This is a genomic window from Nibribacter koreensis (genome assembly GCF_039541795.1).
Classification (GTDB): domain Bacteria; phylum Bacteroidota; class Bacteroidia; order Cytophagales; family Hymenobacteraceae; genus Nibribacter; species Nibribacter koreensis.
On record NZ_BAABGX010000003.1, the window covers coordinates 58,399 to 79,379 of the forward strand.

At 50.2% G+C, this 20,981-nt stretch carries 16 protein-coding genes; 12 read left to right on the plus strand and 4 right to left on the minus strand.

Annotated features, from left to right (window positions below):
• Positions 1-8: 8 nt before the first annotated feature.
• The 11 genes from nuoD (at position 9) to ABD880_RS15780 (ending at position 11,942) form a co-directional block, all read left to right on the plus strand.
• Positions 9-1,232 (plus strand): NADH dehydrogenase (quinone) subunit D, encoded by a 1,224-nt coding sequence (nuoD, locus tag ABD880_RS15730; protein ID WP_345168209.1) that lies wholly within the window; start codon positions 9-11, stop codon positions 1,230-1,232.
• A gap of 68 nt (positions 1,233-1,300) precedes the next feature.
• Positions 1,301-1,840: an NADH-quinone oxidoreductase subunit NuoE family protein gene (locus tag ABD880_RS15735; protein ID WP_345168211.1), complete on the plus strand. Its 540-nt coding sequence runs from the start codon at positions 1,301-1,303 to the stop codon at positions 1,838-1,840.
• Complete coding sequence (gene nuoF / locus ABD880_RS15740; protein ID WP_345168214.1) at positions 1,822-3,165, plus strand: NADH-quinone oxidoreductase subunit NuoF; 1,344 nt, start codon at positions 1,822-1,824, stop codon at positions 3,163-3,165. The genes ABD880_RS15735 and nuoF overlap by 19 nt, the downstream gene beginning before the upstream one ends.
• Positions 3,166-3,280: 115 nt before the next feature.
• A complete protein-coding gene (locus ABD880_RS15745; RefSeq protein ID WP_345168215.1) occupies positions 3,281-4,285 on the plus strand; it encodes an NADH-quinone oxidoreductase subunit G in 1,005 nt (334 codons plus the stop codon).
• Positions 4,285-5,343, plus strand: coding sequence for an NADH-quinone oxidoreductase subunit NuoH (gene nuoH, locus ABD880_RS15750; RefSeq protein ID WP_066506060.1), 1,059 nt, complete (start codon positions 4,285-4,287; stop codon positions 5,341-5,343). Before ABD880_RS15745 ends, nuoH begins: the two co-directional genes overlap by 1 nt.
• 72 nt (positions 5,344-5,415) lie before the next feature.
• Positions 5,416-5,928 carry a NuoI/complex I 23 kDa subunit family protein gene (locus tag ABD880_RS15755; protein ID WP_071887769.1) on the plus strand — a complete coding sequence of 171 codons (513 nt, stop codon included), beginning with the start codon at positions 5,416-5,418 and terminating at the stop codon, positions 5,926-5,928.
• Between the two features lie 33 nt (positions 5,929-5,961).
• On the plus strand, positions 5,962-6,474 hold the full coding sequence (locus ABD880_RS15760; protein WP_345168224.1) for an NADH-quinone oxidoreductase subunit J family protein: 513 nt from the start codon (positions 5,962-5,964) through the stop codon (positions 6,472-6,474).
• A gap of 241 nt (positions 6,475-6,715) precedes the next feature.
• A complete protein-coding gene (nuoK, locus tag ABD880_RS15765; protein WP_066506053.1) occupies positions 6,716-7,045 on the plus strand; it encodes an NADH-quinone oxidoreductase subunit NuoK in 330 nt (109 codons plus the stop codon).
• Between the two features lie 60 nt (positions 7,046-7,105).
• On the plus strand, positions 7,106-9,061 hold the full coding sequence (gene nuoL / locus ABD880_RS15770) for an NADH-quinone oxidoreductase subunit L (RefSeq protein ID WP_345168227.1): 1,956 nt from the start codon (positions 7,106-7,108) through the stop codon (positions 9,059-9,061).
• A 10-nt stretch (positions 9,062-9,071) separates the two neighbouring features.
• Complete coding sequence (locus ABD880_RS15775) at positions 9,072-10,523, plus strand: complex I subunit 4 family protein (protein ID WP_345168230.1); 1,452 nt, start codon at positions 9,072-9,074, stop codon at positions 10,521-10,523.
• A gap of 42 nt (positions 10,524-10,565) precedes the next feature.
• On the plus strand, positions 10,566-11,942 hold the full coding sequence (locus ABD880_RS15780; RefSeq protein ID WP_345168233.1) for an NADH-quinone oxidoreductase subunit N: 1,377 nt from the start codon (positions 10,566-10,568) through the stop codon (positions 11,940-11,942).
• 369 nt (positions 11,943-12,311) lie between these two features.
• On the opposite strand, the gene ABD880_RS15785 is transcribed toward ABD880_RS15780, so the two are convergent.
• From ABD880_RS15785 to aspS, 4 genes are all read right to left on the minus strand, one after another.
• Positions 12,312-13,028 carry a LytR/AlgR family response regulator transcription factor gene (locus ABD880_RS15785; protein WP_345168235.1) on the minus strand — a complete coding sequence of 239 codons (717 nt, stop codon included), beginning with the start codon at positions 13,026-13,028 and terminating at the stop codon, positions 12,312-12,314.
• Positions 13,009-14,067 carry a sensor histidine kinase gene (locus tag ABD880_RS15790; RefSeq protein ID WP_345168237.1) on the minus strand — a complete coding sequence of 353 codons (1,059 nt, stop codon included), beginning with the start codon at positions 14,065-14,067 and terminating at the stop codon, positions 13,009-13,011. The genes ABD880_RS15785 and ABD880_RS15790 overlap by 20 nt, the downstream gene beginning before the upstream one ends.
• A gap of 15 nt (positions 14,068-14,082) precedes the next feature.
• Positions 14,083-14,949 carry an alpha/beta fold hydrolase gene (locus ABD880_RS15795; protein WP_345168239.1) on the minus strand — a complete coding sequence of 289 codons (867 nt, stop codon included), beginning with the start codon at positions 14,947-14,949 and terminating at the stop codon, positions 14,083-14,085.
• A gap of 855 nt (positions 14,950-15,804) precedes the next feature.
• Complete coding sequence (aspS, locus tag ABD880_RS15800; protein WP_345168241.1) at positions 15,805-17,559, minus strand: aspartate--tRNA ligase; 1,755 nt, start codon at positions 17,557-17,559, stop codon at positions 15,805-15,807.
• Positions 17,560-17,921: 362 nt separating this feature from the next.
• On the opposite strand from aspS, the gene ABD880_RS15805 reads away from it, so the two are divergent.
• Positions 17,922-20,399, plus strand: a complete 2,478-nt coding sequence (locus ABD880_RS15805; protein ID WP_345168243.1) for an outer membrane beta-barrel protein — start codon at positions 17,922-17,924, stop codon at positions 20,397-20,399.
• Positions 20,400-20,981 lie beyond the last annotated feature (582 nt).

Sequence of the window (20,981 nt, forward strand, 5' to 3'; positions counted from 1 at the left end):
CAGCCATTATGGAGTTAGACAAACCAACAACAGGAACAACAGAGTTAAACACCACAGACACCTTTGTACAGGAGTTAACCACTCTTAACCTAGGTCCTACGCACCCGGCCACGCACGGCATCTTCCAGAACATTCTACAAATGAATGGCGAGAAGATCGTTTCGGGCGTGCCTACCATTGGCTACATTCACCGGGCCTTTGAGAAGATTGCCGAGCGTAGAGCGTTCTACCAAATCACCCCGCTCACTGACCGCATGAACTACTGCTCCTCACCCATCAACAACATGGGCTGGTGGATGACGGTAGAGAAGTTGTTGGGCGTAACGGTTCCAAAACGCGCTGAGTACATTAGAGTGATTGTGATGGAGCTGGCCCGTATTGCGGACCACTTGATCTGTAACTCTATCTTGGGCGTGGACACGGGCGCCTTCTCGGGCTTCTTGTACGTGTTTCAGGAGCGTGAGAAAATCTATGAGATTTACGAGGAGATCTGCGGTGCCCGCTTAACTACCAACATGGGTAGAATTGGCGGCATGGAGCGTGACCTTTCTCCGTTGGCCATTGAAAAAATCAGAAAGTTCCTGGCTGAGTTCCCGGCTGTGATGCGCGAGTTTGAGACTATGTTCAACCGCAACCGCATCTTTGTGGACCGTGTGGAAGGCGTTGGCCCCATCACGGCAGAGCGTGCCTTGAACTACGGTTTCACAGGCCCTAACCTGAGAGCTGCTGGCGTAGACTATGACGTGCGCGTCATGAACCCGTACTCGTCCTACCAAGACTTTGAGTTTGATATTCCGGTAGGTACCAAAGGCGACACCTATGACCGTTTCATGGTGCGTAACGAGGAGATCTGGCAGAGTTTGCGCATCATTCAGCAGGCTTTAGACAATTTACCTGAGGGACCTTACCACGCAGACGCGCCAGAGTTCTTTCTGCCGCCAAAGCAAGAGGTGTACCGCAGCATGGAAGCCTTGATCTACCACTTCAAGATTGTGATGGGCGAGATTGATGCACCAGTAGGTGAGGTCTACCATTCAGTAGAAGGTGGTAATGGGGAGCTAGGCTTCTATCTGGTGTCTGACGGAGGCCGCACGCCGTATCGTTTGCACTTCAGAAGACCTTGTTTTATTTACTACCAAGCCTACCCAGAAATGGTGGTGGGCACGCAGTTGTCAGATGCCATCGTGATCCTTTCTTCTATGAATGTGATTGCCGGTGAGCTTGACGCCTAAGCGGTTCTTATAACAGAAACATTTTCCCAAGCCTGCTGTGAGGCGGCTTTATATCGACCATTGACCAAATGGATCAAACAGTAGAAAGAAAAGAAGTACAGTTCTCAGAGGGGGCCATGGCCGAGATTCGGCGCTACCTATCTCATTACCCGGCAGACCGTCAGAAGTCAGCGTTGTTGCCTATCCTGCACATTGCGCAGGCCGAGTTTGGCGGCTGGGTAAGCCCAGAGGCGATGGACAAAGTAGCCGAAATCCTGGGCATTGAGCCTATTGAGGTATATGAGGTGGCTACGTTCTATACCATGTTCAACCTGAAGCCGGTAGGCAAGCACGTGTTGGAGGTTTGCCGAACGGGACCTTGCATGCTACGCGGCTCAGATGAGTTGATTCAGCACCTGGAGAACAAGTTGGGTTGCAAAGTAGGAGAGACCAGTGCAGACGGCAACTTCACCTTGAAGACCGTGGAGTGCCTTGCCTCTTGCGGTACCGGCCCAATGTTGCAGGTGAGAGAGCAGTATTATGAGAACTTGGACGCTGCCAGCACAGACCAGTTGCTGGAAGACCTGAAAGCTTCAACGGTGAAGAAACCATGGGAAGAAAATTATTAACTGAACATATCAACGTTGAAGGCATTGAAACCTTTGACGTGTACCGCAAGCACGGCGGCTACGCTTCTGTAGAGAAAGCTTTAAAGACCATGACCCCAGAGGAAGTGGTGGAAGAAGTGAAAACCTCTGGATTGAGAGGCCGTGGTGGTGCTGGTTTCCCTACGGGGATGAAGTGGAGCTTTTTGGCCAAGCCAGAAGGTAAGCCGCGTTACCTGGTATGCAACGCAGATGAGTCTGAGCCAGGTACCTTCAAGGACCGCTATCTGATGGAAAAACTGCCTCACCTGTTGGTAGAGGGCATGATTACCTCTAGCTATGCCCTAGGTTGCCGTACCTCTTATATCTACATACGCGGGGAGTTAATGTACATCCTGCGCATTCTGGAAAAAGCCATCGCCGAGGCCTATGCCAATGGTTTCTTGGGTGAGAACATTCTGGGTAGCGGTTACTCTCTGGATTTACACGTGCACCCAGGCGGTGGCGCGTACATCTGCGGCGAGGAGACTGCTTTACTGGAGTCTCTGGAAGGCAAGCGCGGCAACCCGCGTAACAAGCCACCTTTCCCGGCGGTATGGGGCCTTTATGGTTGCCCAACCGTGGTGAACAACGTGGAGTCCATTGCCACTGTTCCCTGGATTGTGAATAACACCGCTGCTGAATATGCCAAGATTGGCGTGGGACGCAGTACCGGTACCAAATTGATCTCCGCTGGTGGTAACATCAACAACCCTGGTGTGTACGAGATTGAAATGGGCATCACTGTAGAGGAGTTCATCTACTCAGACGAATACTGCGGTGGTATCTGGAAAGGCCGTGACATGAAAGCCGTCATTGCCGGTGGTTCTTCGGTTCCAATTTTGCCTAAAGACTTAATCTTGAAAACCGCCGCTGGCGAGGATAGATTAATGACTTATGAGTCTTTGTCTGACGGAGGTTTTGCCACGGGTACCATGTTGGGCTCTGGCGGCTTCTTCGTGATGGATGACCAGACTTGTATTGTAAGACATACTTGGACTTTGGCCCGTTTCTACCACCACGAGTCGTGCGGCCAGTGTAGCCCATGCCGTGAAGGAACCGGTTGGTTAGAGAAAGTCTTGCACCGCATTGAGTACGGCCATGGCCACATGCATGACATTGACTTGCTGGTGAGCGTTGCCAAGCAGATTGAAGGAAACACCATCTGTCCACTAGGGGATGCCGCGGCATGGCCTGTAGCGGCAGCGGTGCGTCACTTCAGAGAGGAGTTTGAGTGGCACGTGAAACATCCAGAGCAGGCAACTTCTCCTGGGGCAGTGTTCAACAAAAACGCCTCTGTTTTAGCATAAGGTTTTCGTTTTTGGCGTGTTTTCTAGAAAAGAGGCCAAAAACGAGCAGTAGATTAAATAGCCATTTGCTGATTGACAGTAACAATTGACAACCAGCAATCAACAATACATTGAAATGGTAAAGATAACTTTTGATGGCATAGAGGTGGAGGTAGAAGAGGGAACTACCATCCTCAACGCGGCCCGTAAAATAGGCGGCGAAGTGGTTCCTCCGGCCATGTGCTATTATACTCCTTTAAAAGGAAGCGGCGGAAAGTGTCGGGCTTGCTTGGTAAGAGTGGCGGCTGGTTCAGCCAAAGACCCGCGCCCTATGCCTAAGCTGGTGGCTTCCTGCATTACCCCGGTACAAGACGGCATGGTGGTAGAAAACACCACCAACCCAGACGTATTGGCCGCCCGCAAAGGCGTGGTGGAAATGCTGTTGATTAACCACCCGCTGGATTGCCCTATCTGTGACCAGGCCGGGGAGTGCGACTTGCAGAACTTCGCGTATGAGCACGGTACCTCTGGTACCCGCTATGAAGAAGAGCGCCGCACCTTTGATAAAATTGACATCGGGCCGTTGATTCAACTGCACATGACGCGTTGCATCCTTTGCTACCGTTGCGTGTACACCGCTGACCAAATTACTGAGAAGCGTGTGCATGGTGTACTAGGCCGTGGTGATGCCGCTGAGATTGGTACCTACATTGAGAACGTGATTGACAACGAATTCTCTGGTAACGTGATTGACGTGTGCCCGGTAGGCGCCTTGACAGACAAGACCTTCCGTTTCAAAAACCGCGTGTGGTTCACCAAGCCTATGGATGCGCACCGTGACTGCCCTAAATGCTCTGGTAAAGTAGTGTTGTGGATGCGCGGCAACGATGTATTGCGTGTGACGGGTCGCAAGGACCAGTACGGCGAGGTGCAGGAATTCATCTGCAACGAGTGTCGCTTTGATCACAAAGACCCGCAGGATTGGACCATTGAAGGACCTCGTCACATTGACCAGCGTTCTGTCATTGCCACTAACCACTATGAGTTGCCGGTATTGAACGTACCAGTGGTACCTAACTTGCCAGGGTCCACCGAAGAAGATTTAAAAAGCACGCCTTTTAACCTAGGAAGACAAGTATAATGGAGTCAACCGTATTTTTGGTAAAAGCCCTCATCATCTTGGCGGTGTTTGGGGTCACTTTATTAATTGCCACTTACTCTACCTACGCGGAGCGCAAGGTGGCCGCCTTCATCCAAGACAGGATTGGGCCAAACCGGGCGGGTCCGCTGGGTTTGTTTCAGCCGTTGGCAGATGCGGTGAAGCTTTTCTTTAAAGAGGAGTTCGTGCCGGCCAACGCCAATAAGTTCCTGTTCATCTTGGGGCCGTCCCTGTCTATGTTGACAGCGTGTATGGCCAGCGCGGTGATTCCGTTTGGCGGCAGTATTTTGATTGACGGTCAGTACATTAACGTGCAGGCCATTGAGGTGAACATCGGGATTCTGTACATCTTTGGCGTAGTGGCCTTGGGTGTGTACGGCATCATGATTGGTGGTTGGGCCTCTAACAACAAGTTCTCTTTGCTAGGAGCCATTAGAGCGGCTTCGCAGAACATCAGCTATGAGCTAGCCATGGGTATGTCCATCATCGCTCTTTTGCTGGTGACATCAACCTTGTCTTTAGGCGAGATGGCGCGTCAGCAGGGAGAGCCTTTGTTTGGTATCTCGGGCATGAACTGGAATATCTTCTACCAGCCGCTGGGCTTCCTGATCTTCATCATCTGTGCGTTTGCAGAGACCAACCGCGTACCTTTTGACTTACCTGAGTGTGAGACCGAACTGATTGGCGGGTACCACACCGAGTATAGCTCTATGGGTATGGGCTTGTACCTGTTTGCCGAGTACGTGAACATCTTCGTGGCTTCGGCTGTGATGGCAACGCTTTACTTTGGTGGCTATAACTTCCCGTTCATGTATGACATGGGCTTGCCGCACAACATCGTGACTTTGTTAGGCACCGTAGCTTTGTTTGGAAAAATCTTCTTCTTCATCTTCTTCTTCATGTGGGTGCGCTGGACTTTGCCACGCTTCCGTTATGACCAGTTGATGAACCTTGGCTGGAAAATCTTGATTCCATTGTCCATTGCCAACGTGATTGTGACCGCGGCCATTATTTTGTTCAAGCAAGAGTACTTCCAATAAGAAGCAATTGCCGTGAGATGTAAGGCTCTCTGTTTAGAAAAGCCTTACCCACTATTTAAAGACTAGAATGATATGCAATCATTAAGTAATAGAGCAAAGAAGCTGGAAAAGAAACCGATGAACTTCTCTGAGAGAATGTATCTGCCGGCTATTTTTCAGGGCTTGACCATTACCATGCGTCACTTCTTCAAGAAGAAGGCGACCATCAGCTACCCAGAGCAGACACGCCCCATGAGTGCGGTGTGGCGGGGCTTGCACGTGTTAAAGCGTGACGAGAAGGGGAGAGAGCGTTGCACGGCCTGCGGTCTGTGTGCCGTGGCTTGCCCAGCCGAGGCCATTACCATGGTGGCCGGTGAGCGCAAGCGTGGCGAAGAAGGCTTGTACCGCGAAGAGAAATACGCGGTGAGCTATGAGATTAACATGTTGCGTTGCATCTTCTGCGGCCTCTGTGAGGAAGCCTGTCCTAAGGCGGCCATCTTCCTGCAGAACGACAAGACGGCACCGGCCCGCTATGAGCGTGATGAGTTCATCTACGGCAAAGACCGTTTGGTGGAGCCTATGCCTGCTACCGGAAACAACCAATAACCCAAGCCCCGAGATTCGCTAATCATCTATAAAATGACTGGAAATTTATTCTTCTTTTTAGCCTTCTTGACCTTGTTCGCGGCTATTGGTGTGGTAGTGTCTAAGAACCCGGTGTACAGCATCCTGTTCATGATTTTGACCTTCTTCGCTTTAACGGGCCACTATATCTTGTTGAACGCCCAGTTTGTGGCCGCCGTGAATTTCATTGTATACATGGGCGCCATCATGGTGTTGTTCCTGTTTGTGATCATGTTCCTGAACATGCGCGAAGACACCGAAGAGCACAAGTCTAACTTAAGCAAGTTTGCCGCCGCCATTGCCGGAGGCGTCCTGTTGGTGATTATGATTGCCGCCTTGAAAGACGTGGAAACCGCTGGCTACGCTTCTGATTTCAACTCACAAGTAGGTCTGGTAGAGAACCTGGGCAAGGTGTTGTTCAGAGATTATCTGTTGCCGTTTGAGTTGGCGTCTGTGTTGTTCTTGGCTGCTATGGCTGGAGCCGTGATGCTGGGCAAGCGCGAACCAGGCGAGCAAAACAGATTCTAAGGCGTAGACAAGCGCTGGACAAGGACAGCTATGCATGTTGTCCTTTTTTCTTGCCAGACCGCTTCTCGTTTTTAGGCTATTTTCGGGAAAACAGGCCAAAAACGGCAAGCACGAACGCCAGAGGCAGAGTACAGGCACCTAGTAAGTAGGCGCCTTTTAATGTGGATTTACCAAAAAATGGGAATAACTTTGGCCGCCGTTCACGCGCCCGGGCAAGGCAGTTCCTGCGAATACAAAAACCATGAATGAGATACCTGAGGTAATCAGAACCATCCCGCTGAACTACTACCTGTTCTTCAGCACTATGCTGTTTTGCATTGGGGTTACGGGCGTATTGGTTCGTCGTAATGCCATCATCATCTTTATGTGCATTGAGTTGATGCTGAACTCTGTGAACTTGTTGCTCACTGCTTTCTCAGCGTACCGCTCAGACCCGCACGGACAGATTTTTGTATTCTTCATCATGGCGGTAGCCGCCGCCGAAGTAGCGGTTGGTCTGGCCATCATTGTGATGATTTACCGCAACCTGCGCACCACAGACATACATTTCCTGAACAAATTGAAGTGGTAGACAGACGTGTAGTCTCTGCCTGAATCTGTTAAAGAATACCGTTTCATATACCTTTACCAAATGCAAGAATTTATTTTGCCGGCAAACAATTCTGAGATGCGTCTCATTACGTTGCTGATTCCGCTCCTGCCGTTCATCGGGTTTCTGATTAACGGGCTAGGCAACCGGAAATTGCCGAAAGGGCTGGCGGGACTCATTGGCTGTGCCTCTGTCCTGGGCTCGTTCCTGCTGTCTCTGTACCTGTTCTTCGGGTTTGAGGGCTATGGCAACCGTCCGTACACTACTCAAATCTTTGACTGGATTAACGTAGCCAACCTGCAGATTCCGTTCGCTTTCCAGATTGACCAGTTGTCCCTGGTGATGCTGTTGCTGGTGACGGGCGTGGGTTCTGTGATTCATATCTACTCAGCGGGCTACATGAGCCATGATGAGAACTTCGGTAAATTCTTCTCTTTCCTGAACCTGTTCGTGTTCTCCATGCTCCTTTTGGTGATGGGCGCGAACTACGTGATGATGTTTGTGGGCTGGGAAGGCGTGGGCCTTTGCTCGTACCTGCTCATCGGGTTCTGGAACAAGGTAACACCGTATAACAACGCCGCTAAGAAAGCCTTCATCATCAACCGCATTGGTGACTTGGGCTTCTTGCTGGGTATCTTCTTAATCTTTATCACCTACGGAAGCGTGAGTTACGGCGAGGTGTTCAATCAAGCCTCTCAGCTGAACCAGGTAAACGATGGCGTAGTGATTGCCATTACCTTGTTGTTGTTTGTGGGTGCCATGGGTAAGTCTGCCCAGTTGCCACTTTACACGTGGTTGCCGGACGCGATGGCTGGTCCAACCCCAGTGTCTGCCTTGATTCACGCCGCTACCATGGTGACGGCGGGTATCTACATGGTGATACGGTCAAACGTGCTTTATACTTTAGCACCGGACACGCTTGAGTTTGTGGCCATCATTGGTTTGGCTACGGCTTTGTTTGCTGCTACCATTGGTCTCTTCCAAAACGACATCAAAAAAGTATTGGCTTACTCTACCGTGAGTCAGTTGGGCTACATGTTCCTGGCGTTGGGCGTGATGGCATATTCCTCTTCTCTGTTCCACGTATTGACGCACGCCTTCTTCAAAGCTCTTCTATTCTTGGGTGCAGGTAGCGTGATTCATGCCATGTCTGGAGAGCAGGATTTGCGCAGAATGGGCGGTCTGAAAAAAGTATTGCCTATCACTTTCCTGACTTTCCTGATTGGAACGCTGGCTATTTCTGGTATTCCGCCGTTTGCCGGTTTCTTCTCTAAGGATGAGTTGTTGGCGCATGTGTTTGTGCACAGCAAAGTGATGTGGGCGTTTGGTCTGTTAACCTCGTTCATGACGGCTTTCTACATGTTTAGGTTGCTGTATCTGGCTTTCTTCGGGGAGTTTAGAGGCACTGAGGAACAGCGCAAGCATTTGCATGAGTCGCCGGCCGTGATGACCATTCCATTGATTATCCTGGCCATCCTTTCTACCATTGGCGGATTTATGGGCTTGCCAGCGGTCTTCAGCCAGAACCATATGCTGGGTAACTTCTTGTCGCCTATTTATGAGCTGGCCAGAAGAGCTGTGCCAAGTGCTTTTGAAGCACACCACTTATCCCATGAGACAGAATATATGCTAATGGCAGTTTCTGTGGCTGTGGCAGTTGTCGCTATCATTTTGGCTTATATGATTTACGGGAAGAAGAAGTCTATTCCTGCAGAAGAAGGAGCCACTTTGTCACCGTTGCACAAGCTGGTGTACAACAAATACTACGTGGACGAACTGTATGACGCTATCATTGTAAAGCCTGTCATGGCTATGTCTACGGGCTTGCACCGCTTTGTGGAGAAGGGCTTGATTGACCCAATCGTGAACGGATTCGGGAAGGCCACCTTGGGTGGCGGGCGCACCTTGCGCTTTGTGCAGAGCGGGGCCACCGGTTCTTACATCCTGATGATGGTGCTGGGCATCGCGTTAATTTTATTGCTGAACTTTATTATCTGATAGGCCACACATGTTAACCGCATTATTAATCTTATGGCCTGCTGTGGCCGCACTGCTGGTACTGTTGGTAAAAGGACAGGGAGCCAAGAAAGTAGCCTTCGGCGCAGCCTTGGTAGAATTGCTTTTGGGTATTTACGCTTGGATTGGTTTCAATCCAGCAGACAGCTCAGCCCAGTATTTAATTAACCTTCCGTGGATTGCCTCTGCGGGCATCGTGTTCAAAGTGGGTATGGACGGCATCAGCTTATTGCTAATGTTGTTGACGGTGTTCTTATTGCCGTTAATCATCCTGTCCACGTTCAGGCACAACTATGAGCGGCCGTCGTCTTTCTATGCCTTGATTCTGTTCATGCAGACGGGTTTGATTGGTGTGTTCACCGCTTTAGACGCCTTCTTGTTCTACTTCTTCTGGGAGGTGGCCTTGATTCCAATCTACTTCATTGCCGGTCTTTGGGGCGGTGAGAACAGAATTAGAGTAACGTTCAAGTTCTTCTTGTACACGGTCTTCGGGTCGTTGTTCATGCTGGCCGCGTTTGTGTATCTGTACTTCCAGACGCCGGGCACGCACACCTCTGAATTGTCGGCTTTCTATCAATTGGTATTAGATGCAGGCACGCAGAGCTGGTTGTTCTGGTTTCTGTTCATTGCCTTCGCTATTAAAATGCCGGTGTTCCCGTTCCATACCTGGCAACCAGATACATACGCTGAGGCTCCGGCCGCCGGTACCATGTTGCTGTCTGGTATCATGCTGAAAATGGGTATCTATGGCGTGCTACGTTGGTTGTTGCCGGTAGTACCTTTGGGCGTAAGCCAGTGGTCTACAGTAGCCATCGTTCTAGCAATCATCGGGATTGTCTACGGAGCCATCATCGCCATCCGTCAGCATGACATGAAGCGTCTGATTGCGTTTTCTTCCATCTCGCACGTTGGTCTGATTGCCGCTGGTTTGTTCACGTTAACCGAGCAGGGCTTGCAAGGCGTGATGGTACAGATGCTGAGCCACGGTATTAACGTGGTGGGCTTGTTCTTCATCATAGACATTATTCAACAGCGCACCGGTACCCGCGAGATTGCCGCCATGGGTGGTATCACGCAGAAGGCACCGTTCCTGACCGTTTGCTTTATGGTTTTGATGCTAGGCGCTGTTGCCTTGCCATTGACCAATGGGTTTGTGGGTGAATTCCTGCTCTTGATGGGCGTGTACCAGTACAATGCCTGGATGGGTGCTGTGGCCGGTCTGACTATCATCCTGGGAGCCGTGTACATGTTGCGCATGTTCCAGCGCGTGATGTTTGGGGAGACCAACCACATCACCGATGTTTTCACAGATTTGACCTTCACCGAGAAAGCCGTGTTGGTACCCTTGGTGATTATGGTGTTCTGGATTGGCTTGAACCCCAATACGTTTTTGAACATCTCTGAACCGGCCATTGGGCAGTTGCTGAACGTGATTAACCGCTAAGTTTAGCGACGATATTATATACACAGGAGAAATTACCTGCACATGACCTCATTAATTCTACTCTCTATTTTTGGTATTGTGAACCTGTTCTTAGGGTTCATGAAATCTAAAAAGGTACTCATGCCTATGGTGATGCTGTTTCTGGCAGTTTCCTTAGGTGCTACGTTACTGGACTGGAACAATCCCCAGACCTACTTCAACAACATGTTCACCATGGACAACTTCTCCATAGCGTTTACCGCGGTGATGATTTTGTCCACGCTGTTCATCCTCCCGTTCTCCAGCAAATACGGCCGCGACGAAGACGGTAATTTAGCTGAATATTACTCTCTGATGCTCTTCTCTTTGGTGGGCGGCATCATGATGGTGGGCTATGAGAACCTGTTGATGCTGTTCATTGGCATTGAGATTATGTCCATTAGCATGTACATCCTGGCCGGTTCAGACAAGCGCAACATCTTGTCCAATGAGGCGTCCATGAAGTACTTCTTGATGGGGTCTTTCTTCACGGGTATCATTTTGTTCGGCGTGGCGTTGTTGTACGGGGCCACCGGCTCTTTTGACTTGACTACCATCTCTGACGCTGCCAGAAACATTGACGCCGGCAGCGCACCGTTGTTGCTGATGGGTCTCCTGTTGGTGTTGATAGGGATTACTTTTAAGGTAGGGGCTGCGCCTTTCCACTTCTGGACGCCAGACGTGTATGAAGGCACGCCAACCGTGTTTACAAGCTACATGTCTACCGTGGTGAAGACCGCGGGTATTGCGGCTTTCTACAAATTGATGTCGGCGGCGTTTGGCGGGGTGTATGAGCAGTGGTTCCCAACCGTGGTAGCCATTACCGTCCTGACCCTGTTGATTGGTAACATTGGGGCTGTGGCGCAGACCAGCATGAAGCGTATGTTGGCTTACTCCAGTATCTCGCACGCGGGCTACCTGATGATTGCCTTAACATCCTTCAATGACCGTTCTGAGAACGCTATCTTATTCTATTCTCTTGCCTATTCAGTAGCCACCATCGCGGCCTTCGGGATATTAAAGTACGTGGCAGATGAGCGTAAATCAGATGCCTATGAAGCGTTCAACGGTTTAGGTAAAACCAACCCTCTGCTGGCCTTTGTGATGACTGTTGCTATGCTGTCTTTGGCGGGTATTCCGTTGACGGGCGGTTTCTTCGGGAAGCTGTTCCTCTTCTCTGCCGCCTTGGAGCAAGACATGCTGTGGCTGATTGTGGTGGCTATCCTGATGTCTGCCGTGGGTATCTATTATTACTTCAGAGTGATTATTGCCATGTACATGAAGGAGCCAGCCGGCGAGCGCATTACTGTTGACGCCTTGGCCAGCTTTACTTTGATAGCCTTGGTGGTATTGACCGTGCTGATGGGCGTAGTACCAGGCTTGTTCAACGATTTACTCTAAGCAGAATATATTCTTGATATTAAACAGAAGAGGCGCTCATGGAGCGCCTCTTCTGTTTTTGTCGTTTTTGAGCTGTTTTCTGGAAAGTAGGCCAAAATCGAGCAAAGGTGACTACGGGCAGATTCTCCCCTTGAGGGGAGCGCAGAAGGGTGTCTAAATCTGCTGAATCTTCTTTTTACACTGAAGATATTGCAATGACTTTTTATGGTAACACCGTCAAGAGCCCTTTAAGCATCGGCTCTCCTATGTAAACACCCCTCTGCACTCCCCTCAAGGGGAGAATCCGGGCGTGGTAAATGGATAAGCTAGATTAGACCGAATTTCGTTTTCAACCCGTTTTCCAGAAAATAGGCCAAAAACGCTTCTCTTTTACAAACTCATCAAATCCTTAAACACCTGTGTCTGTCTCCTAGATACTTCCACTTCCTCACCGCCCCTGAGTTGGATCTTGATGCTTCCTCTGAACCACGGGTTAATTTGCTCAATGTAGTTCACGTTGATAATCTGCTGGCGGTTGGCTCTAAAGAACACCTTGGGATCCAGGCGGCTTTCCAGGTAGTTCAGGGTCTTGAGAATGCAGGGGCGTTCGTTGTCAAAGGAGAGCAGGGCGTAATTGCCATTGGACTCAATGAGGCGCACTTGCTTTAAGGCCACAAACCAGCAGCGCTCGCCGTCTTTCACAAACACGCGGTCGTCTTCACTCAGTTGAGCAGGGGCCACGGCAGGTTTGGCGGATACTTGTTTAGCCAGGGCTTTCTCTACGGCTTGGCGTAGGCGGTTCTCCTCAATGGGTTTCATGAGGTAGTCCAGGGCGTTGCGCTCAAAGGCTTGCAGGGCGTACTGGTCATAGGCCGTGGTGAAGATGACCTGCGGTATGAGCTCTAGTGCCTCTAACAACTCGAAGCCGTTTTTCTGGGGCAGATGGATGTCCAGAAACAGCAAATCCGGCCGAAGTTCTTCTACTAAGGCAATGCCGTCTTCGGCGTTCTCGGCTTCGCCTACCAGTTCCAATTCTGGAAATTTGGTGAGCAGGTGCTTCAGCTCCAGGCGCGCCAGCCGTGAGTCTTCAACTATGCAGATTCTCATACTTTTTAAAAGGAAGCGTGAGCGTGGCGGTCACGCTGGTGTCTGTGGTTTGATGTAAATTGAAAGTGCCGGGCTGGTCCAGCGAATGAGCGACGCGCTCCAGCAATCGCTGAATGCCGATGCCAGCAGGGGCAGACGAGGCGCCCAATCTACCGGTGTTCTCTACTTGTACCTGTAAATAGCCGTTCTGACGGTGCAAAGAAAGCACAATTTGACCTCCTTTAGCCTGCGTCCCGATGCCGTGTTTGATGGCGTTCTCTACCAACAACTGAATGCCCAAAGGCGGAATGGAAGCTAATTTTAAGTCTTCCGGGACTTCAGAAGAGAACGCCAGCTTGTCCTCGAAATGGATTTTCTCCAGCGCCACGTAATGGTCCAGAAACTCCAGCTCTTCGGCCACGCTCACCAGGTTGTTGCGGTTGTAGCCAATCACGTAGCGCATCATGGCCGACAGGCGGGTTATCATCTCGCGGGCCTTGGAAGGGTCTTCCAGCACCAGGGACCGGATGTTGTTAAGGCTGTTGAACAGAAAGTGAGGGTTTAGTTGCGAACGGATGGCTTCCAGTTCAGCCTCTTTCAAAGACAGTTGTAGTTTAAGCGTTTCTACTTCCTTGGCTTTCCAGCGCTTGATTGCCTGGAACGCAAAATAGAAAGAAGACCACGCAGACAGCACTACAATCCCGTTGACGGAATACAACAACAGAATCGGGAATTCCATCTGCTTCCAGGTATACATCCCGCTAACCACCATTTGGCTGTAGGTAAGCAATTGGACCAGAACAGAGCAAACGGCATTATAGAGCAGGATTAAAGCGGCTAGCTTGGCAATGGAGAATTTCTGCCATTGGTATTTCTTAGATAGATAACGTTGCAAGTGTGTCACCACCAGAAACAGGAAAGCACCAGTGAGCTGGATGCCATACATGGTGGCCGAACCTTTGAAGAAATTATAACTAATGAACAGACCCAGGAAAAAGTAAAGGGTCCAGCCAGTTACCTGACAGACCCAATACCATTTATGTTGACGTGTGTTAGACATGAACCGTGCGGTTACTTATTTCTTCAAGAAGGCATCCATTTGTGCAAACAACCAGGCAGGCTCATCATACATGATGAAGTGGCGGGCAGTGTCTGCTATCTTAACTTCGGCGGAAGGCAAGTTAGCAAATTGTGTCTTATACATGTTGGTGGTTAACTCCTTGGTCACGCCGTACCCTTTGTACCCATACCAGGCGCCTAGTACCAGCACCGGCGATTTGATGGTGGCGATGTCTTTGCGCAAGTCGGTGGTGTACATTTCATACATGGCCTGTCCGGTGGTTTTATAGTCAGACTTTCTGCCCCAGTCAATCACTTTTTGGATGTGCACCGAGTCGGTGGCCATGGTCACGCCGTAGCTGGCCTCCTGTTGTTTCTGCATTTCGGGGCTCATCTTAGCCATGGAGTTCTTCATCTGATCGGCCATGGGTTTGATGCTTTCCACGGTGGCGCCTGGGTTTTGGGCGGCGCCAATGTAGGGCAGTCCGTCTACCACTACCACTTTCCCAAACAGGTCAGGCGCTTTTACGCTCAGTGCGAGGGTCATGTACCCACCTAAGCTATGCCCTACCAACACTGGTTTCTTGAGCTTGTTCTCCTGCACGTAGGTGATAATCTCGTCGCGCACGGTGTTCAGGAAGTGGTCTGTTTGGATAGCCGGCTGTCCCGCAAAACCGGGTAAGGTCAGTACGTAGCAGGTGTAGCTTTTTTGGTAGTGCTTGACGGTCTCGTCCCATACCTCACCATCAGAGTTCAAGCCGGGAATTAGAATCATAGCCGGTCCCTTGCCGGTTTTCACTACTTTGAAGGATGGGGCCTTGGCCTGCGCGGTGAGGGTGATGAACAACAACAGCGCGAGGAGAGAGGTTAGTTTTGCTTTCATGGTTTCTTATGGGTTAGAATTTTTAAGTGCGATTGCTTGATACAAATATGGGAGAAGTGTTCACGCTGGGGAAGGGAAAAATGATGAGCGGTTGTTGGGTGGGGTGAATGGCAGAGTATATAGTTTTTTGGTAGGTGATGTCGTTTTTGGCGTGTTTTCTGGGAATTAGGCTGAAAATGGCAATTGGTCATTATAGCTTAACCGAAGAATTTAAGGGGATTTGCTTTAGTGGACGATGGTGCACGCCGTTGGCTGTTTCCTTGGTAATGCCGTCTGTTCCGGTGCGAAGTCACAGCCTTGTTGCATTTTGTCCGCTAAGCGCTCACGGCCGCGGGGCCTCGTCTTGGCCCTTCGCAATGCTGTTGTACTCTGGGCCTTTGGCCCCGCCCTGGCGGGCGACGAAACAACAGAGGCGCTCAGGACCAAGACTGGTTTCGGTTCCGGTCCTGTAAGGGTTTATTGGTGGCCTAAGTGGTTGTAGGTAAAGTCCGTCCCTGTCGCTGCAGAGGCATTCGTGCTGCGCACGGTCTGTTTGATCTTGGTTCACGTGGGCATGGTGCAAGTCTTCGACTTGGCCCCATGACGGGGGCAGTTTTCAACTGCCCTGAAGCGCTGGCTTCAACCGGCGCGTTGGTCCCCCTTTGAAGTCGAAGATCCCGGACTTGTTCCGGGAGGAGTAGGGGGAGGACAGGAGCTCTTTCAGACTCACGACTCGCGACTCATGACTAAACAAGTAGCGTCTTGGCCAAGAACCGTTTTTAGCCTCTTTTTACAAAAACAGGCTAAAAACGAAAAGCCCTGCGAAAAAGGATTCCGCAGGGCTTTTTATAACAATCAACAATTAGCAATCAACAATTAACCCTTCAACTTCACGTCAATCTGCAACTCATCCAACTGCGCTTGCGCGATAGGTGATGGGGCGTCAATCATCACGTCACGGCCGGAGTTGTTCTTAGGGAAGGCGATGAAGTCACGGATAGAGTCTGCACCACCGAACAAAGAACAAAGACGGTCAAACCCGAAAGCGATGCCACCGTGTGGAGGCGCTCCATATTCAAAGGCATCCAGCAAGAACCCGAACTGGGCCTGTGCTTCCTCTGGCGTGAAGCCTAGCAGGTTGAACATGCGTGACTGCACCGCGCGGTCATGGATACGGATAGAACCTCCGCCTACTTCTACACCATTAATCACCATGTCATAGGCGTTGGCGCGCACGGCGCCCGGGTTGGTGTCAATCAGGTCCATGTCCTCTGGTTTGGGCGAAGTGAACGGGTGGTGCATGGCGTGGTAGCGGTTGCTTTCCTCGTCCCACTCCAGGAGAGGGAAGTCCAGGACCCACAGCGTAGAGAACGTGTCTTTGTCGCGCATGCCCAAACGGGTGCCCATCTCCAGACGCAGTTCATTCAACGCTTTTCTGGTTTTATCAGCACCGCCGGCCAGGACTAACAGCAAGTCGCCGGGCTGGGCGTTGAAGGCTTGCGCCCATAGTTGCAGGTCTTCTGGCGAGTAGAATTTGTCCACGCTTGATTTCACGCTTCCGTCTTCCTGCACGCGGGCGTATACCAAACCGGTGGCACCTACTTGGGGGCGCTTCACGAAGTCTGTGAGCTCATCCAGTTGCTTGCGGGTGAAATGGGCGCTGCCAGAGGCGTTGATACCCACCACCAGCTCGGCATCGTCAAATACCTTAAAGCCTTTGTTCTTTACCACGTCATTCAGCTCCACAAACTGCATCCCAAAACGGGTGTCTGGCTTGTCTGAACCATACAGGCGCATCGCATCGGCGTAGGTCATTCTAGGGAAGTCTGGCAGTTCAATGCCTTTCACGGCTCTGAATAATTGCTTCACCAAACCTTCAAAGGTGTTCAGGATGTCTTCCTGCGTCACGAAGGACATTTCGCAGTCAATCTGGGTGAATTCGGGCTGGCGGTCAGCACGAAGGTCTTCGTCTCTAAAGCACTTCACAATCTGGAAGTACTTGTCAAAGCCTGACACCATCAACAACTGCTTAAAGGTCTGCGGGGACTGGGGCAAGGCGTAGAACTCACCAGGGTTCATGCGGCTAGGCACTACAAAGTCACGAGCGCCTTCCGGGGTAGACTTTATCAACACCGGCGTCTCCACTTCAATAAAGCCTTGTCCGTCTAAATAGGCGCGCGTCTGCTGGCCAATGCGGTGGCGCAGTTCCAGGCTTTTGCGCACCGGTGAGCGGCGCAGGTCCAGGTAGCGGTACTTCATGCGCAGGTCATCGCCGCCGTCGGTCTCGTCCTCAATAAGGAAAGGAGGGAGTTTGGCAGGGTTTAGAATTTCAAGGTCCATTACCTTAATCTCTACATCGCCGGTGGCAATCTTATCGTTTTTAGACACGCGCTCAATCACGGTGCCAGTGGCTTTGATCACAAACTCGCGGCCCAGGGTACGCGCCAGGGTAAGGGCTTCTGGAGAAGAAACGCCTTCCTCTAGCATCAATTGCGTGATGCCGTAGCGGTCGCGCAGGTCCACCCACAGCATGCCGCCTTTGTCACGTGATTTCTGTACCCAACCGGTCAGGGTTACTTCCTGGCCAACATGTTCAAGGCGCAATTCGCCGCAGGTGTGTGAACGAAGCATGGTATCTCTCTTTCTATAAGTCGCAAAAACAAAGGGCAAAGGTACACAATCTCCTTTGTTCTGCCGAAGGCCGTTTTTGGGGTATTTTCTGGAAAGGAGGCCAAAAATGTAAAAACTTTTTTAGCGTCTACCAGCCGTGCGCAACCGTCCAAGTGCTGTTCGGTTATGGGTGGAAAGTGTCCGGTTTTATACACTTATTGGTGTGGGGTGTTTTGTAACTAACTGTAGTTCAATTACTTGTTATTTTGGCATAACCCTTGCCAAGGTGGTGAAACTGAACGGCTTAACTCCATAACAGACAGTTGCCCTTCAGTAGAGCTTCACCTAATCACCAGTATTTATTGATTACAAGTACACATACAATGAAACACAAAGACAAACTATTCACGCTTCTCTTCCTCCTTTTGGTAAGTTGGGCGCCGGCTTGGGCCCAGGACGCCAACCGCTTTGAGCTGAAAGGCAAGCTAACAGGTACCAAGGCAGAGCCCTTGCTGGCCGGCAACATTCAATTAGTGAAAGACCCGTCTATGACTTTGGTGAAAGTAGAGGTCTCCGCTGAGGACGGCTCCTTCACCTTCAGCAACCTGCCGGCGGGCGATTATAAGCTCATGGCCACGCACTATGACTACGCTACGTATCAGTCTAATACTATTCAACTGCGCCAAAATATGAACCTGGGCGATTTGGTGATGCCAGAACGCGCGGTGGCCTTGAAGGAGATTAAGATTGAGCAACAGAAGCCTTTGGTGGAACAACACTTTGATAAGACGGTGCTCAACGTGGAGAACAGCATTGCCGCCACCGGTAGCACCGTGCTGGAAGTGCTGGAGAAAGCGCCCGGCGTGAACATTGACCAGAACGACAACATAAGCATGCGTGGCAAAACCGGCGTGATTGTGATGGTAGACGGCAAGCCGGTACCTATGTCTGGTGCCGAGCTGGCCAACATGCTACGGGGTATGGGGGCCAACACCGTGGCCAAGATTGATTTGATCACCAACCCTTCGGCTAAGTATGACGCGGCAGGTAATGCGGGAATCATTGACATTAGGCTGAAGAAGGACAACCGGGTGGGTACCAACGGGACGCTTTCCTCTTCGGCAGGCATGGGTATGTTCCCGAAGGCCAACCAAGGCTTGCAGTTAAACCACCGCAACAGAAACGTGAACGTCTTTGGCTCTTACAACTATGTGCACCGCAATGACATCAACAAGCTTGATCTATACCGTGAGTTCTTTACGGTCGTTGAGTCAGATACTGAAGGACCTAAGTCGGGAGAGCTTACCAATGTCTATGACCAGAAAAACGTGTTCGGGCACATCATCAACGGGCACAACGGCAGAGTAGGTTTGGATTATAATCTTTCGCCTAAGACCATTGTAGGCATTGTTGGAAGTGGGGCGTTTACAGACATTAACCGCACGGTCAACAACACCGCCGATGTCCTGAATGCCAGCCGTCAGTACGTGAGCGGATTTAACACCACCGGTTTTACCGAAACCAACCGGAACAACCAGGCGCTTAACCTTAACCTGAAGCATACCATTGACACCACAGGCCGTGAGATTTCTGCCGACGTTGATTATGCCTCCTTCCAGACCCGTGACCTTCAAAACATCAACATCGCGTTTATAAACAATCCTCGCCCAACCCCTGATTCTACCTTGTTCGGTGATTTGGACGGCGGACTGGATATTTATTCAGCCAAAGTAGACTATGCACAGCCGTTGCCTTCGGTAAAAGCTAACTTAGAACTAGGGTTAAAAAGCAGTTTGGTGAAGGCAGATAACAACCTGCAGTTCTTTGACCGATCAGAAGGCAGAAATGATTACCTGGCAGGCACCAGCAATCATTTTCTGTATTCAGAGAACATCAACGCCGCATACGTAAACGTGAACAAGAAGTGGGCTAAACTGAGTTTGCAACTAGGGCTCAGAGTGGAGAATACCCAAGCTGAAGGGGAGCAGTTGATTACCAATGATACCTTTGACCGAAACTATACCCAACTTTTCCCGAGCGCCTTTGTAGGTTATACGGTTAGTGAGAAGCATGATGTGGGCCTTTCCTTAAGCAGACGCATTGACCGGCCTACCTATAACCAGCTCAATCCATTCAGATTCCTTCTGGACCATACTACCTATTCACAGGGGAATCCGGCGCTCAAGCCACAGCTCACGTACTCCTTTGAGTTCACGCATACCTTGTTGCAGAAGTTTGTGACCAAACTCAGCTACAGCCGCACCAAAGACGTAATCGTGAGCGTGCTTTCCCCAACAGATGAGTTAACTGGTGACGGAAGACCCGTGGTGAGGCAACAGGACCTGAACCTGGCCCAACTGGATTACTACGGCGTGACCATGTCTGTGCCAATCACTGTTGCTCGTTGGTTTACCAGTACCAATAACCTGGAGATGTACTACGGCTTGTACCAAGGCAATCTGGCCAACACCAACCTGCGCAACGGACGTCCTACGTTCAACCTCAACTCCAACAACTCGTTCCTGTTGCCTAAAGACTGGTCAGCCGAAGTGATAGGTGTTTATCGGGCCCGTGAGATTTATGGTTTCTTAGACGTAGAGCCGGTAAGATTCCTGTCTGTGGGCGTGCAAAAGCAGTTCTTGGAAAAGAAAGCCAGTCTTAAGTTAAATGTATCTGACGTGTTCTATTCTAATAAGACCCGCGCCACTACTGAGCTTACCTCTTACGCAGAGCGCTTCTATCAGCGCAGAGACACCCGCGTGGCCACGTTGAGCTTTACCTACAGATTTGGTAAGAGCCAGGTGGCCCCATCGCGCAGACGCACCGGCGGCGCCGAAGAAGAGAAACGCCGCGCCGGATAAGCCTAATAAAAAAACCAATAAGCATCCTGCTGTATAGAAGGAGCCAACTAGGTGTAGTCAGCTACTCTGTTTGGCTCCTTCTTTTTTGTGCGCTAGTTAAGGGAAGGCTTTTTGGGAATCAATGGATAATACTAAAAGTTGAGGTGTAGGCTAGATTTTAATGCCAGCCAGGTATTGTGTATTTTTGTCATGCAGCTTTATTACTATATAAGGAATGGTATATAGTAAATTAAATATATTTTTTAGGACTGTAATAGCTTTCTTTCACTAGTTTATTACATCCAAGTAAGAAGTTATTATAATCTTATAGGAATATCTTTGAAGATTGCCTGAGGCGTGGTAACTAGCTTAAAATGTATAATAGCAAGAGTGTAGCCAATGTTATACTGGCCTTGTGACAGGCATTTATATATAAGCACAAAACAGTTAAATACAGCATTTACTTAAAATATCAGCAATGTTTGGTTTATTATGGCATAAGTCTAAATCGGGAAAGTCTAAAAAACGATACGAGACGAGCTCTACTAAGGAAGAATATTTTGATAGAGTAAATTACCCCCGCACGGCTGTAAGTTTATTGAA

Coding starts and splice junctions, on each gene's coding strand:
- nuoH (WP_066506060.1), top strand. CDS start 4,285: ATGGAGTCAACCGTATTTTTGGTAAAAGCCCTCATCATCTTGGCGGTG.
- ABD880_RS15795 (WP_345168239.1), bottom strand. CDS start 14,949: ATGAAAGCAAAACTAACCTCTCTCCTCGCGCTGTTGTTGTTCATCACC.
- nuoK (WP_066506053.1), top strand. CDS start 6,716: ATGAATGAGATACCTGAGGTAATCAGAACCATCCCGCTGAACTACTAC.
- ABD880_RS15735 (WP_345168211.1), top strand. CDS start 1,301: ATGGATCAAACAGTAGAAAGAAAAGAAGTACAGTTCTCAGAGGGGGCC.
- nuoD (WP_345168209.1), top strand. CDS start 9: ATGGAGTTAGACAAACCAACAACAGGAACAACAGAGTTAAACACCACA.
- ABD880_RS15755 (WP_071887769.1), top strand. CDS start 5,416: ATGCAATCATTAAGTAATAGAGCAAAGAAGCTGGAAAAGAAACCGATG.
- ABD880_RS15780 (WP_345168233.1), top strand. CDS start 10,566: ATGACCTCATTAATTCTACTCTCTATTTTTGGTATTGTGAACCTGTTC.
- ABD880_RS15790 (WP_345168237.1), bottom strand. CDS start 14,067: ATGTCTAACACACGTCAACATAAATGGTATTGGGTCTGTCAGGTAACT.
- ABD880_RS15805 (WP_345168243.1), top strand. CDS start 17,922: ATGAAACACAAAGACAAACTATTCACGCTTCTCTTCCTCCTTTTGGTA.
- ABD880_RS15760 (WP_345168224.1), top strand. CDS start 5,962: ATGACTGGAAATTTATTCTTCTTTTTAGCCTTCTTGACCTTGTTCGCG.
- ABD880_RS15745 (WP_345168215.1), top strand. CDS start 3,281: ATGGTAAAGATAACTTTTGATGGCATAGAGGTGGAGGTAGAAGAGGGA.
- nuoL (WP_345168227.1), top strand. CDS start 7,106: ATGCAAGAATTTATTTTGCCGGCAAACAATTCTGAGATGCGTCTCATT.
- ABD880_RS15785 (WP_345168235.1), bottom strand. CDS start 13,028: ATGAGAATCTGCATAGTTGAAGACTCACGGCTGGCGCGCCTGGAGCTG.
- nuoF (WP_345168214.1), top strand. CDS start 1,822: ATGGGAAGAAAATTATTAACTGAACATATCAACGTTGAAGGCATTGAA.
- ABD880_RS15775 (WP_345168230.1), top strand. CDS start 9,072: ATGTTAACCGCATTATTAATCTTATGGCCTGCTGTGGCCGCACTGCTG.
- aspS (WP_345168241.1), bottom strand. CDS start 17,559: ATGCTTCGTTCACACACCTGCGGCGAATTGCGCCTTGAACATGTTGGC.